The sequence below is a fragment of the Solirubrobacter pauli genome (assembly GCF_003633755.1).
Classification (GTDB): Bacteria; Actinomycetota; Thermoleophilia; order Solirubrobacterales; family Solirubrobacteraceae; genus Solirubrobacter; species Solirubrobacter pauli.
The window spans coordinates 1673359-1686744 of the sequence record NZ_RBIL01000001.1 but is presented as its reverse complement, the minus strand read 5'-3'; the positions used below and the strand labels follow the sequence as shown (position 1 = coordinate 1686744).

Genomic DNA, 13386 nt, shown 5'->3' with positions numbered 1-13386 from the left:
CCTCGGCACGAGGACGCGGCGGCGCCGCGAGACGCGCGGGACGGGGGTGAGGCGCGCGCGGCGGGGGTGAAGCGCGCGCGGCAGGGGCGAGGCGCTCGCGGCGCGGCCCTAGCGGCCGGTGTCGTCCTTGCCCGCCGGCGCGGCGGCGTCCGCGGCCTTGAGCGCGCGCGTCACGGCCGCCTCGGCGCGACGGACCCGCGCGCGGGACCGCGTCCAGGCGCGGCGGCTCTTGTTGTCCGCGGCCCGCTGGAGGTCGCGGTACGCACCGGCCGTGGTGCGCAGCGCGGCGACGAGGCGTTCGCCGCCCGGCGCGTCCGGAGCCAGCGGCTCGAGCTGGTTCGCGGCCTTCGTGTACGCGTCCTTGAGGCGCTCGGCCGCGCGCGACTGCCCGGCGGGGGTCTTGGCCCGGCGGATCGCGGTGCGGTCGGCGACGCGGGTGGTGTCGAGCTCGCGGGTGGCGGCCGGGAGGCGTTGCTGGAAGGCGATCGCGCGGCTCGGCGGGAGCGTCTCGGCGTCGTCGACGCTCACGGCGCGCACGCCGTTGAGGCAGCCGACCGGGATGTCGCCGCCATTGCCCTGGACCGCGCAGGCGACGGTCACGACGCCGCGCGTGGTCGGCAGCACGGCCGCGTCGAGGTGCCACTTGCCCGCGGTGAGCCCGCGGTAGAACCACGCGGGCACGCCGCCGATCCGGCCGGGCGCGGGCTTGGGGGCGTCCGCGCGCAGCGCCTCGGGGAGCAGCGTGCCGTCCTCCGCCGGCGCGAGGCTGGCCACGGCGACGATGCTCAGGCCGGGATAGGGCGAGAAGCCGATGGTCGCGTGCCGCTGGAAGCCCGGCACCTCGGGCGCGAGGCCCACGCGCGTCCAGCCCTGGTCGGCCTGCACGCGCAGTCGCCCGAGCGCCGCGGATTCGTCGGCGCCGCCGTCGGTGCGCGGCGCCTCGGACTCGGATTCGGGCGCGTCGTCGCGCAGCCCGCCGGCGACGGTCTTCGACAGGGCGAACCCGGCCGCGATCGCGGCGACGACCACCAGCGCGGTGGCCGCCCATCGGAGCTTCATGTTCGGCACGCGCTCGCCCGGATCATCCGGAGGAGTCGAAGTCCTTGCCGACGAAGCCCGGGTTCTTCTTGACCGGGGCCTGCGGCGTGGACGGACGGTACGGCGCGACCGGGGTCGACCGGCGCGGGGCGACGGTCGGTGCAGGCGCGACGACGCGCGGCTGCGAGCGCACGACCGGCGCCGGCGACGTCCGCCGCGGCGTGGCCTTCTTCTTGGCCTTGCGTGCCTTCACGCCGTGCAGCGTCGGCAGCGCGGGCACCGTGGACAGCTTGACGGCGGTGGTCTCCGGCACACCGCCCGCGCTGATCTCGCGCACGCTGTCGGGCGCCGGCGAGCCGCCCTTGACGGCGTTCGCCGACGACGGCGCGGACGCGGGGGAGACCGGCTCGGGGCCGCTCTGCAGCGCCGCGCCGATGGACAGCGCGAGCACGAACCCCGCGACGGCGAGCAGGAGCGCGATGGCGACCGGCCCGGCGGAGCGGCGGCGGTCACGGAGAGGTCTGGCGATGGCGGTCATGAGGCGATCACTTCGGGCACGCGGTGTACTTGCCGCGCGCGGACAGGCAGCGGTCCAGGCGATAGGGCGCCTTGCCGCGGCGGATGATGAACAAAGTCGACTTCCCGTAGTAGCCCGCCCGGCGCACGCGCACCTCGAGCCTGGTCTTCGCCCGCAGGTTGCGCTCGAACGCGCGCACCCGGACCTTCGCCTGCTTGGTCGTGTACTTCTTGCGCGGGCACCCGGAGCCCTTGCACGTGACCGTGATCGTCGCGCGCTTGGGCGCACGCACCGACAGGAGCGTGATGTTCGCGCCCGTCGTGCTCAGCCGGCCGCGCATGCGCACCTTCGGCGCCGGCCGGAGCGTGCGCAGGTTCTGGCCCTGGGTCTGCAGGACCGGACCCTGGTTCTGCACCGGGACCGGCGGAGCCTCGAAGGCCTCGGGGGTCGGCACCGGCGTCGGGACGGGCGTCGGCGCCGGGGTCGCCGCGGGCGGCGGGGGCGGCGGGGTCGGGACGGGCGTCACGGCGGCCGTCGCGTTCGAGACGGCGTCGTCGCGGTCACGGCCGGAGCCGACCGAGAGCCACACGCGCATGAACTGGCCACCGTCCGCCGGCTGGAGCACGTACGCCGAGTTGGAGCCGTTCTGGACGACGTCGCACGACCACCAGTCGCGCGGCGAGCTGCAGCGCAGCCACGCCCAGTTCGGCGGGGCGTTCGGAGGCGTCCACGCGGCCGACGCGGTGAGCCGCTGCCCCGGCTGCAGCGTCCCGCTGATGGTCGGATTGCGCGTGATGTCCGCCGCCAGCGCGACCGCGGGCAATGCCGCGAGCGCGACCACCGCGCCCACCGCCGCCCTGCCGGCGGCCCTGCCCCTGGTCCGCGCCACGTTTGTCGATCCCAACTCTGCCACCCTCAGACGTTGTCTCCCGACGCAACATCTTGAGGCCCAATGCCCCGGGTGGCAAGTCGATCACTCGTCCAGGGCAAGCGCGACTCTAGACTTGCGGGCGTGTCCGGCACCGTGGTGATGAAGTTCGGCGGCACGTCCGTCGCCGACGCAGAGCGCATCAAGCGCGCGGCGAGGCGGATCGTGTCCGCTCGCGAGCAAGGCCATCGAGTCGTCGCCGTGCTGTCCGCGCGCGGGAAGACGACGGACGAGCTGATCTCCGCGGCCGAAGAGGTATCCACGAACCCGGACCCGCGCGAGATGGACATGCTGCTGTCCACCGGCGAGCGGATCAGCTGCGCGCTGTGCGCGATGGCGATCAACGACCTCGGCCACCGCGCGATCAGCCTCACGGGCTCGCAGGCCGGCATCGTCACGGACACGAGCCACACCAAGGCGCGCATCCTCGACGTGCGCGCGGACCGCATCCACGAGGCGCTCGACGAGGACCTGATCGTGCTCGTCGCCGGCTTCCAGGGCGTCTCGACCGCCCGCGACGTGACGACGCTCGGCCGCGGCGGCTCGGACACCACCGCCGTCGCGCTCGCCGCCGCGCTGGACGCCGAGGTGTGCGACATCTACACGGACGTCGCCGGCGTCTACAGCGCCGACCCGCGGATCGTCCCGGACGCGCGCAAGCTGCCCGTGGTCTCCTTCGAGGAGATGCTCGAGATGTCGGCGTCCGGCGCCGGCGTCCTCCAGCTGCGGTCCGTGGAATACGCACGCAACCACAACGTCCGCATTCATTGCCGGTCCTCGTTCACCGAGGCCCCCGGAACCCTTGTGGTCGGAGAAGAGGAGACGATGGAACGCCCGCTGATCACCGCCGTCACGCACTCGCGCGACGAGGCACGCCTCACGCTGCTCGGCGTACCGGATCACCCGGGCGTGTCCGGCCGCATCTTCACCGCGCTCGCCGAAGCGAACATCAACGTCGACATGATCATCCAGGACGAGCCGGATGACGAGGGCGCCGAGGCGCACATGTCGTTCACCGTCCCGCGCACGGACCTGCGCCAGGCGCGCGCCGCGCTGGACCCGGTGGCGGCGGACGTCGGCATCCGCGCGATCTCCGAGAACAAGGAGATGGGCAAGGTCTCCGTGGTCGGGGCGGGCATGAAGTCGCACCCGGGCGTCGCCGCCAAGGTCTTCGCCACCCTCGGCGACCAGGGCATCAACATCGAGATGATCTCGACGTCCCCGATCAAGATCTCGTGCGTCGTCGCGCAGGACGCGGTCGACCGCGCCGTGCGCGCCCTGCACGAGGCGTTCGAGCTCGGGGCGGACCAGATCGAAGTCGAGCACCCGTTCGGAGCACCCGCATGAGCCAGTACCGAGTCGCAGTCGTGGGCGCCACCGGCGCCGTGGGCACCGTCATGCTCGCCAAGCTCAAGGAGCGCGACTTCCCGGCCGCGGAGATCGTCCCGTTCGCGTCCGAGCGCTCGGCGGGCAAGGAGCTCGAGGGCTTCGGCACGATCCGCGCGCTCACCGACGAGAACATCCAGGGCTTCGACCTCGCGCTCTTCAGCGCGGGCGCGACCACGTCCCGCGAGTGGGCGCACAAGTTCGTCGACGCCGGCGCGGTCGTCGTCGACAACTCGAGCGCGTTCCGCCGCGACCCGGAGATCCCGCTCGTGGTGTCGGAGGTCAACCCCGAGGCGCTCGAGGACCACAAGGGCCTGATCGCGAACCCGAACTGCTCGACGATGCAGCTGATGGTCGCGCTCAAGCCGATCCACGAGGCCGTCGGCATCGATCGCCTGAACGTCTCCACCTACCAGTCCGTGTCGGGCACCGGGGTGAAGGCCGTCAAGGAGCTCGAGGACCAGACGCGCGCCGCGCTGGACGGCGAGGCGCTGCCGGCGCCAACGGTCTACCCGCACCACATCGCGTTCAACGTGCTGGGCGGCGCCGGGAACTTCCCCGAGGGCGACGACCACACCGACGAAGAGCGCAAGATGATGTTCGAGACGCGCAAGATCCTCGGCGACGAGCGCATCAAGATCGCCGTCACCTGCGCGCGCGTGCCGGTGCGCAGCTCGCACTCGGAGTCGGTGACGCTGGAGACGCGCGAGGACCTCACGGTCGAGGCGGCGCGCGAGCTGCTCGCCAACCAGCCCGGGCTCGTCCTCGTCGACGACCCGAGCACGCACAGCTACCCGACCGCGCTCGACAGCGCCGGCCGCGACGAGGTGTTCGTCGGCCGTCTGCGCCGGGACCCCACGCATCCGCGTGGCCTGCAGCTGTGGGTCGTGAGCGACAACCTGCTCAAGGGCGCGGCGACCAACGCGGTGCAGATCGCCGAGGTGCTGCACGAGCGGTCGCTGGTCCGGGTTTCGACACCCGCCTGAGCGGCAATACATACTTCACGCCGTACTTCAACTTCAGGACGGCAAGGGGTACGAAACATGACAGGGCGGGCCGCGAGGCCCGCCCTTCGTCTTTCCGGGGTAGTGCGGGGGCATGCGCCTGTATCCCGCGTCCGCCGTGGCCCGGACCCGCACGCTGACGCGTGATCTGATCGTCCTCGGCCTGCTGGTCGTCTTCGCCTGGACGGGCATGAAGGTGCACGACGGCATCCTCGAGCTGACCTCGGTCGGCCGGAGCATCCAGGACTCCGGCCGCGCGATCTCCGCGACCACCCGCAACACCGCCAGCGCGGTCGACGGCGCGTTCGCGGACGCCGGCAGCGCCGTCAGCGGCATCCCGCTCGTCGGCGAGCAGCTCGGCGGGACGCTGCGGCGGGCGCCGGCGGGCGCGACGAGCGCCCTGCGGTCCACCGGCGACGAGCAGGGCGCGCGGATCGTGCGCCTGGGCGTCGAGCAGGTCAACAAGACCGAGACCGCCGCCAACTGGGCGGGCCGGCTCGTCTTCGCGCTGCCCGCGCTGGTCCTCCTGGCGTGGTTCCTGCCCGGCCGCGTGCGGCTGGTGCGCGGGATGGTCGTCGCCGACCGCACGCTGCGCGACGCGCCTGAGCACATCCTCGCCGCCCGCGCCGCGTACAACCTGCCGTACGAGACCCTGCGCCGCTACACCCAGGACCCGTTCGGGGACCTCGCCGACGGTCGCCACGGCGCGCTCGTGAAGGCGCTGCGCCAGGAGTCCGGCCTGCCGTAGAGGTAGCCGCCAACGTGCGTCGGAGTGGCGTCAGAACGCGGCGGAGAACGCCATCGGAAGGGAGCCGCCGCACCGGCAATCTCGTCGGTGCAACGTCAATCCCTCCCCAAGGAACCCCATGCACCGCAAGCTCCTCGTCGGCGCGCTCGCCGCCACCGCCGCCGTCGCGGCCATCCCGTCGGCCGCCAACGCCGCGACCTGCAACTACAGCAGCGCCAGCAAGCAGATGGAGATCCGCTACCGCGCCGGCGAGACCGCCCTGACGGTCAAGCCGGGCGGCACGATCCAGTACACCGACGGCAACAGCCTGCTCAACTGCTTCGACTCGACCACGGGCAGGGCGGCCACGCCGGCCACGACGGCCAAGCTGCTGATCAAGGCGCCGACGGGCGCCGGCGCGGCACCCCAGCTGACGATCCTCGACGAGTCCACGGCGACCTTCGCGGACTTCAACCGCCAGCTGGACATCTTCGTCCTCACCGGCACCAACGACCAGCTGCGCCTCCAGCGCGGCCCGCGCAAGGACCTCATCCACCTGATGGACCAGAGCGGCGGCCTGGCGATCGGGCCGATGATCGACCTGGACTTCAACGGCGAGCCCGACGTGCGGATGACGACCAACAACAGCCTCGTGCGGGTGGACGCCGGCGGTGGCGACGACGCGGTCGACGCCACCGGTGTGGTCAGCTACCGCACGTCCCTGTTCGGCGAGGGTGGCAACGACTTCCTGTTCGGCACCAAGCAGGCCGACGTGATCGACGGCGGCCTGAACACCGACACGGCGTCGCGGGACTTCAAGGACTCGATCACGTCGATCGAGACGCTCCTCTAGGGCGATCGAACGCGGCAGCCGGCTTCGCCGGCGCCATGCGCGATCGCTTGAAGATCGCTTCGCGGATCTTCTAGGCGACCCCTGCGACCACCGACGTCGACCAGTCGATCACCGACGTCGGCTTGACGACGTGCTTGCCCATCCCCAGCTCCTTCGGCTCCAGGCCCAGAGCGAGGCCGAGCAGCTGGGGGAGGTGCAGCACCGGCATGTGCAGCGACCGGCCGACCGCGGCGGCCGCCGCGGGCTGCTGCAGGTCCAGGTTCAGGTGGCACAGCGGGCACGGCGTGACCAGGCAGTCGGCGTTCGCGTCGGTCGCGTCGGCCACGTGCCGGCCGGCCTGCTTGAGCGAGGCCTCCTTGTTCATGGTGATGATCGGGAAGCCACAGCACTTGTACTGGCCGGCGTAGTCGACGACGGTGCCGCCGAGCGCCTCGATCAGCAGGTGCAGGTACGTGTCCCGCGGGTGCTCCGGGTCGATCCCGAGCCGGCTGGTCGGGCGGACGATGTAGCAGCCGTAGAACGGCCCGACGCGCAGGTCCGTCAGCGGTCGCTTGACCCGCCGGCGCACCTCGTCGAGCCCCATCTCCTCGACCAGCAGCCACAGCAGGTGCTTGTTGACGATCCCCTTCCGGTAGGTCAGCCCCTCGGCGGCGAGCGTCGCGTTGACGTGGTCGCGGTAGGGCGTGTTGCCGTCCAGGCGCTCCTGGCACTCGCTCTGCGCGCCCTGGCAGGTCGAGCAGATGTTCATCATCAGCTCGGCGCCGCCCGCGATCTCCTGCTGGGCGAGCGCGAACGTGCGCGCGTTGAGCGTGTCGGCGAGCTCCTGGTTGTGCTCGGCGATCACACCGGCGCCGCAGCAGGCCGCGCGGTCGAGCTCGACCAGCTCGATGTCCAGCAGCGGCGCCACGCGCGCCATCGAGCCGTGCAGCTCGGGGGCGAAGCCGCGGCTCACGCAGCCGGGCCAGTACGCGACCTTCATGACGCGTCCTCCTCCTCGCCGGCGACGTACAGGTTCAGCTCGTAGCGCTCCTCGCGCCCCTCGATGTCGCGGAAGATCCGCTGGACCTCCTTCGGCGCCTTGTGCTTGTGCAGCAGCGCCCCGCCCGGGGTGACCTTGCCGCGCTGCAGGGCCCGCAGGATGATCGGCAGCGAGCCGACGAGCTCCGGCACCGCGCGCGGGTGCAGCTTGCCGCCGTAGGAGTCGGGCAGCAGGTCGGCCTCGTGCAGGAGCCCGTTCTTCTCGATGTTCTTGACGAACGCGACCTCGTGCCGGTGGCCGTTGTTGCGGTCCTCGATGTGGTGGTCGTCGCCGGCGATCCGCCGCAGCCGCATGATCTGCGACATCGGCGCCACGCCCTTCGGGCACGCCTCGACGCAGTTGAAGCAGTGCGTGCAGTCGTAGAGGCCGTGCGGATCCTCGGCCAGGTCGCGCACGCGCGCCTCCTGCTGGCCGTCGCGCGGGTCGCCGACGAAGCGGTAGGCCTTGGCCATCGCCGCCGGCCCGATGAACAGCGGGTCGACCTCCATCGAGAGGCAGTCCGAGACGCACGCACCGCACTGGATGCAGGCCATCGTCTGCGTGACGTCGATCATGTTGTCGGGCGGCACGACGTACTCGCGCTCGGGCGGGTCGCCGTCCGGGATCAGCCACGGCGTGACGCGCTGGATCTTCTTCCAGTGCACCGCGTCCATGTCGACGATCAGGTCCTTGAGGACGGGCATGTTGCCCATCGGCTCGACGACGATGGCGCCGTCGGCCGCGGTCGCCTGCGCCTCGTCGAGGTGCGTGCGGCAGGCGAGGTTGGGCTTGCCGTTGATGCGCACGCCGCAGGACCCGCAGATGCCGGCGCGGCAGGCGCAGCGGATGCCGATCGAGCCGTCCTGACGATCCCGGGCCTGCAGCACGCCGTCGAGCACCGAGCGGTTGCCGTCGAGGTCGACGGAGAAGTCCTCCCAGTGGGCCGCATCACCGTGCTCCGGCGAGTAGCGGCGGATGCGGAGCGTGTAGTCAGGCACTAGTACGTCCTCTCTTGCGGCTCCCACTGAGTGATGGTCACGGGCGAGTAGCTGATGCGCGGGGCGTCGTCGCCGTCGCGCGACTCCTCGATGTGCTTGAGCCAGTGCTCGTCGTCGCGCTTGGGGAAGTCCGTGCGGAACTGCGCGCCGCGCGACTCCTTGCGCTCGAGCGCGCCGACGACGATGCACTCGGCGACGTCGAGCATGTAGCCCAGCTCGAGCGCGCCGAGCACGTCCTGGTTGAAGACCTTGCCGTGGTCGTCGATCGTCGCGTCGGAGGCCTCTTCCTTCAGGCGCCGGATGATCGCGTGCGCCTCCGTCAGCCCCGCGTGGTCGCGGAACACGGCCACCTTCTCGTTCATCATCGTGCCGAGCTCCTCGCGGATCTCCGACACGCGGCGCCCGCCCGAGCGGCGCAGGATCTGCGCGATCGACCGCTCCTCGTCGTGCAGCTGCGCGCGCGACGGCACCGGCTTCTTCATGCCCGCGGCGCGCTGGGCGGCGTGCTCGCCCGCCCGGCGGCCGAAGATCAGCGTGTCCAGCAGCGAGTTCGCGCCGAGGCGGTTGCCGCCGTGCACGGAGACGCACGCCACCTCGCCCGCGGCGTACAGGCCGTCGACCGACGTGCGGCCGTGGACGTCGGCCTTCACGCCGCCCATGATGTAGTGGCAGCCGGGGCGGATCCGGATCGGCTCGCGCGTGATGTCCACGCCCGCGAAGTCGCGGCCGATGTTGACGATCTCGCGCAGCGCCTCGAGCGTGCGCTTGCGCGGCACCTTCGTGATGTCCAGCGCGACCGTGCCGTCCTCGAAGCCGCGCCCCTCGTCGATCTCGGTCTGCTCGGCGCGCGAGACCACGTCGCGCGAGGCGAGCTCGAGCTTGTTCGGCGCGTACTTCTCCATGAAGCGCTCGCCGTCGGCGTTGTAGAGGTGCGCGCCCTCGCCGCGGGCGCCCTCGGTGATCAGGATGCCCACGCCCGCGAGCGTCGTCGGGTGGTACTGGACCATCTCCATGTCCATCAGCGGCGCGCCGATCCGGTAGGCCTGCGCCATCCCGTCGCCCGTGCAGATGAGCGCGTTGGTGGACGGCTTGAAGCACTGGCCCGCGCCGCCGGACGCGAGGATCGTCGACTTCGCGCTGAACGGCTCGATCGCGCCGTCGCGGATGTTGCGCGCGACCGCGCCGACGCAGCGGCCGTCGTCGTCCTGCACGAGGCCGGTGATGAACCACTCCTCGTAGCGGTCGATCTGGTCGTGGTGCTTCATCAGCTGCTCGTAGAGCACGTGCAGCAGCGCCTGGCCGGTGATGTCGGCGATGTAGTACGTGCGCGCCGCCGACGCGCCGCCGAACGCGCGGGTCCCGAGCCGGCCGTCGGCGGCGCGGTGGAACGTGACGCCCGCGTGCTCGAGCCACAGCACCTCGTTCGGCGCCTCCCGGCACATGATCTCGATCGCGTCCTGGTCGCCGAGGTAGTCCGAGCCCTTGATCGTGTCGAACGCGTGCGACTCCCACGAGTCGTCCGGGTTGAGCGCGGCGTTGATGCCACCCGCCGCCGCGTTCGAGTGCGACCGGACCGGGTGGACCTTGGACATGATCGCCACCGTCGCGCCCTGTCGCGCTGCCGCCAGTGCGGCTCGCTGTCCGGCGAGACCGGCGCCGATGATCAGCACATCATGCGCGGGCATGCGCGGACCATATAGATCCGGCGCAGCGAATGTAACGTTCGTTACGAGGGGGCGAGACGCGCCTGCAACGCGCGTGAGACCTGGTCGAGCGTGACCACGCCGCGCAGGCGGCCCTCGGCGTCCACGGCCATCAGCGCGCCGAGGCGGCGCAGCGGCTCGGACGTGATCAGCGACTCCAGCGGCGTGTCCGTGCGGACCTGCTCGGAGTCGGCCACGAGGGAGCGGACCGGCACGGACCCGTCTTCGTGCAGCGTCGCGTGCTCGACCGCCGCGCGGTGCGCGAGGCCGACGAAGCGGCCGTCGGCCTCGACGACCGCGAACCAGGGCCAGCCCTGGTAGCGCAGGAAGAACTCGTCGTAGGCGCGCTCGGCGGTGATCTCCGCGGGGATCGTCACCGGCTCGGCGTCCATGATGTCGCCCGCGGTGATGCCTTCCAGGCGGGTGACGAAGTTGCTCTGGGAGATCGCCGCGCGCGCGGCGCCGCCGAGCATCCAGCCGAGCACGATGTACCAGAGGCCGCCGAACGCGTCGCTGGACGTGATCAGGATGTAGACGCCGTAGGCCATCATCAGCGCGGCGAAGCCCTGGCCCAGGTAGGCCGAGAACTTGGTCGCGCCGTGGCGGTTGCCGGTCAACTGCCACGCGATCGCGCGGGTGATGCGGCCGCCGTCGAGCGGGAACGCGGGGATCATGTTCAGCACGAACAGGGCCGTGTTCGCCAGCGCGCTGAACGCGACGACGACCTCGATCAGCGTGCCCGACCGCTCCGTGAAGAACGCGGCGTCGACCGCGCCCTCGACGCCGGACATGCCGAACGCGGCCGCGGTGAAGACGATCGCGAGGATCAGCGTGACGGCCGGGCCGGCGGCGGCGACGCGGAACTCCTCGCCGGGCGTCTCGGAGTCGCGGTCGGCGCTCATGAAGCCGCCGAAGAAGAACAGGTCGATGCCGCCGACGCCGATGCCCTCACGGCGCGCGGCGAACGCGTGCCCGAGCTCGTGCAGGACGATCGAGCCGAAGAAGATGACGGCGGCGATGACCGCGGCGATGAACCCCTGGCCGGACGTCGTGATGGCGTCGTCGAACGAGTTGTTGAGCCAGAAGATCCAGAAGAACAGGATCAGGAACCACGACGGGTGGACCCCGACGCGGAAGCCGAACAGCCGGAAGAGTTGGAGTGAAGCGCCGCCGCCGAACAAGGTGAGATTGATGGTGACAGGCAGATGACCGGCCCGGACTTCGTAGTCTGCTGCGAATGGCCACCACCGTCACCGTCACCGGGGCGGCCGGGCAGATCGGCTACGCGCTGCTCTTCCGGATCGCATCCGGTCAGCTGCTCGGCCCTGACAAGCCCGTCCACCTGAACCTCCTCGAGATCCCCCAGGGCGTCAAGGCCGCTGAGGGCACCGCCCTCGAGCTGTTCGACTCCGCCTTCCCGCTGCTCGCCGGGATCGACGTCTACGACGACGCCAAGCAGGCGTTCGACGGCGCGAACATCGCGTTGCTCGTGGGCGCGCGCCCGCGTACGAAGGGCATGGAGCGGGCCGACCTGCTCGAGGCCAACGGCGGCATCTTCAAGCCGCAGGGCGAGGCGATCGCCGCCGGCGCGGCCGACGACATCAAGGTGCTCGTGGTCGGCAACCCGGCGAACACGAACGCGCTGATCGCCGCCTCCAACGCGGACGGCGTGCCCAAGGAGCGCTTCACGGCGATGACGCGCCTGGACCACAACCGCGCGATCGCCCAGCTCGCCCAGAAGACCGGCGCGCCGGTGTCCGAGATCACCAACATGACGATCTGGGGCAACCACTCGCCGTCGATGTACCCCGACCTGTTCAACGCGAAGGTCAAGGGCGAGCGGGCCTGGGACGCCGTCGGTGACGAGGCCTGGGTCGCCGACGAGTACATCCCGCGCGTGGGCAAGCGCGGCGCGGAGATCATCGAGGCGCGCGGCGCGTCCTCGGCCGCCTCCGCCGCCTCCGCGGCGATCGACCACGTCTACGACTGGGTCAACGGGACCAAGGACGGCGAGTGGGTGTCGATGGCCGTGCCGTCGACCGGCGCCTACGGCGTGCCGGAGGGCATCATCAGCTCGTTCCCGGTCACGGTGTCCGGTGGCGAGTACACGATCGTCGAGGGCCTGGACGTGCCGGAGTTCTCGCAGCAGCGCATCGACAAGACGGTCGCCGAGCTCCAGGAGGAGCGCGAGGCCGTCGCCAAGCTCGGCCTGGTCTAGAGCTTCTTCAGGAAGACGTTGCCCGGGCCGGTCGGGTGGTCGTAGACGTCGCGTTTGACGCTCCACGCCACCCACCGGTCCGTGAGCGCGATCTCGCCCTCGGGCCAGCGGCGCTTGCCGTAGCGGTCCAGGCGCTTGAGCACCTTGCCGTTCAGGTCGGTGAGCAGCAGCCGCTCCGGCCCGACGTTCTCGTCGACGGTGATGAACGCGGCCCGGCCGCCCGCCGTCGCCACGGTCGAGCTCCACGCCGCCTTGGCCAGGACGCGACGGCGCGGGTCGGCGAGCGAGAAGGCCACCACGCGGCCGCCTTCGGCGGCGACGACGTTGCCGCGCTCGTCGAGGTCGAACTCGCCCCACGCGCGAGCGCCCTTCGCCGGGGTGAGCGACGCGACCGCCGCGCCGGTGGCGCGGTCGGCGATCACGAGCTTCCCGCTGCCACCACACGGAGCGGTGCGCCAGGCGACGTACGGCCCCGCGATCCGGACCTGGCACGGGTCGTCGGAGGCGATCTTGCGGCCGTCGAGGTACACCCCGCCGCATGGGGGTTCGCCGTTCATCCCGATCACCACCGTGTCACCGTCCGCGGCGGTGGTGGCGTACGCGCCGGCGCAGCCGAGCGGGTTGGTGAACGCGCCCCCGGTCGAGACCAGCGGCTGGACGCTGGCCTCGCTCCCACCCGAGTCGCCGTCGCCCCCGGGGAGCTGCCGCGACTCGTCGAGCGTGTACGCCAGGCGGGTGGCGGACGCGCTCACCGCGCCCGGCGTGCCGCCGAACTGGCGCCTCTCGCCCTTGCCGGTCATGCGCTCGAAGCGCGCGACGATCCGGCCGTCGACCTTCACCGCGCCGGAGCCGTCGCTGTACTCGGTCCCCCAGACGACGCTGTCGCCGGAGATCGTCGGTCCGGCGAACGCCATGCCGTCGTACGTCTTGGCCGCCGCGGGTGAAGCGGCAGCCAGCAGGATGAGCAACGCGGAGGTGAGCGCTCGCATGAGCGCT

At 71.7% G+C, this 13386-nt stretch carries 13 protein-coding genes; 5 read left to right on the top strand and 8 right to left on the bottom strand.

Annotated features, from left to right (window positions below; translation table 11 throughout):
* Positions 1–108: 108 nt before the first annotated feature.
* The 3 genes from C8N24_RS07885 to C8N24_RS33755 are packed head-to-tail and all read right to left on the bottom strand — an operon-like array spanning position 109 to position 2444.
* Complete coding sequence (locus C8N24_RS07885) at positions 109–1059, bottom strand: hypothetical protein (protein WP_147447687.1); 951 nt, start codon at positions 1057–1059, stop codon at positions 109–111.
* 22 nt (positions 1060–1081) lie between these two features.
* Positions 1082–1576, bottom strand: a complete 495-nt coding sequence (locus C8N24_RS07880; protein WP_121249530.1) for a hypothetical protein — start codon at positions 1574–1576, stop codon at positions 1082–1084.
* 7 nt (positions 1577–1583) lie between these two features.
* Positions 1584–2444, bottom strand: a complete 861-nt coding sequence (locus tag C8N24_RS33755; protein WP_170178920.1) for a hypothetical protein — start codon at positions 2442–2444, stop codon at positions 1584–1586.
* A gap of 141 nt (positions 2445–2585) precedes the next feature.
* Here C8N24_RS33755 and C8N24_RS07865 point away from each other — a divergent pair, with 141 nt between their 5' ends.
* The 4 genes from C8N24_RS07865 to C8N24_RS07845 all read left to right on the top strand — a co-directional run bounded on the left by C8N24_RS07865 (position 2586) and on the right by C8N24_RS07845 (position 6453).
* Entirely contained in the window at positions 2586–3830 is a 1245-nt protein-coding gene (locus tag C8N24_RS07865; RefSeq protein WP_121253018.1) for an aspartate kinase, read from the top strand.
* Positions 3827–4855: an aspartate-semialdehyde dehydrogenase gene (locus C8N24_RS07860; RefSeq protein ID WP_121249527.1), complete on the top strand. Its 1029-nt coding sequence runs from the start codon at positions 3827–3829 to the stop codon at positions 4853–4855. The genes C8N24_RS07865 and C8N24_RS07860 overlap by 4 nt, the downstream gene beginning before the upstream one ends.
* 136 nt (positions 4856–4991) lie before the next feature.
* Positions 4992–5621, top strand: a complete 630-nt coding sequence (locus C8N24_RS07855; RefSeq protein WP_211339877.1) for a hypothetical protein — start codon at positions 4992–4994, stop codon at positions 5619–5621.
* Positions 5622–5739: 118 nt separating this feature from the next.
* On the top strand, positions 5740–6453 hold the full coding sequence (locus C8N24_RS07845; RefSeq protein WP_170178919.1) for a hypothetical protein: 714 nt from the start codon (positions 5740–5742) through the stop codon (positions 6451–6453).
* Between the two features lie 70 nt (positions 6454–6523).
* On the opposite strand, the gene C8N24_RS07840 is transcribed toward C8N24_RS07845, so the two are convergent.
* From C8N24_RS07840 to C8N24_RS07825, 4 genes are read right to left on the bottom strand one after another with little or no spacing between them, the layout of a single operon-like run.
* Positions 6524–7432: a CoB--CoM heterodisulfide reductase iron-sulfur subunit B family protein gene (locus C8N24_RS07840; protein ID WP_121249523.1), complete on the bottom strand. Its 909-nt coding sequence runs from the start codon at positions 7430–7432 to the stop codon at positions 6524–6526.
* On the bottom strand, positions 7429–8469 hold the full coding sequence (locus tag C8N24_RS07835) for a succinate dehydrogenase/fumarate reductase iron-sulfur subunit (protein WP_121249522.1): 1041 nt from the start codon (positions 8467–8469) through the stop codon (positions 7429–7431). Before C8N24_RS07835 ends, C8N24_RS07840 begins: the two co-directional genes overlap by 4 nt.
* A complete protein-coding gene (locus C8N24_RS07830; RefSeq protein WP_121249521.1) occupies positions 8469–10154 on the bottom strand; it encodes an FAD-binding protein in 1686 nt (561 codons plus the stop codon). Before C8N24_RS07830 ends, C8N24_RS07835 begins: the two co-directional genes overlap by 1 nt.
* Before the next feature lie 41 nt (positions 10155–10195).
* Positions 10196–11353, bottom strand: a complete 1158-nt coding sequence (locus C8N24_RS07825; protein WP_121249520.1) for a site-2 protease family protein — start codon at positions 11351–11353, stop codon at positions 10196–10198.
* Positions 11354–11409: 56 nt separating this feature from the next.
* Here C8N24_RS07825 and C8N24_RS07820 point away from each other — a divergent pair, with 56 nt between their 5' ends.
* Positions 11410–12390, top strand: coding sequence for a malate dehydrogenase (locus tag C8N24_RS07820; RefSeq protein ID WP_121249519.1), 981 nt, complete (start codon positions 11410–11412; stop codon positions 12388–12390).
* Here the strand turns inward: C8N24_RS07820 and C8N24_RS07815 are convergent.
* Entirely contained in the window at positions 12387–13379 is a 993-nt protein-coding gene (locus tag C8N24_RS07815) for a hypothetical protein (RefSeq protein WP_121249518.1), read from the bottom strand. The two genes, C8N24_RS07820 and C8N24_RS07815, sit on opposite strands and share 4 nt — an antisense overlap.
* Positions 13380–13386: the final 7 nt, after the last annotated feature.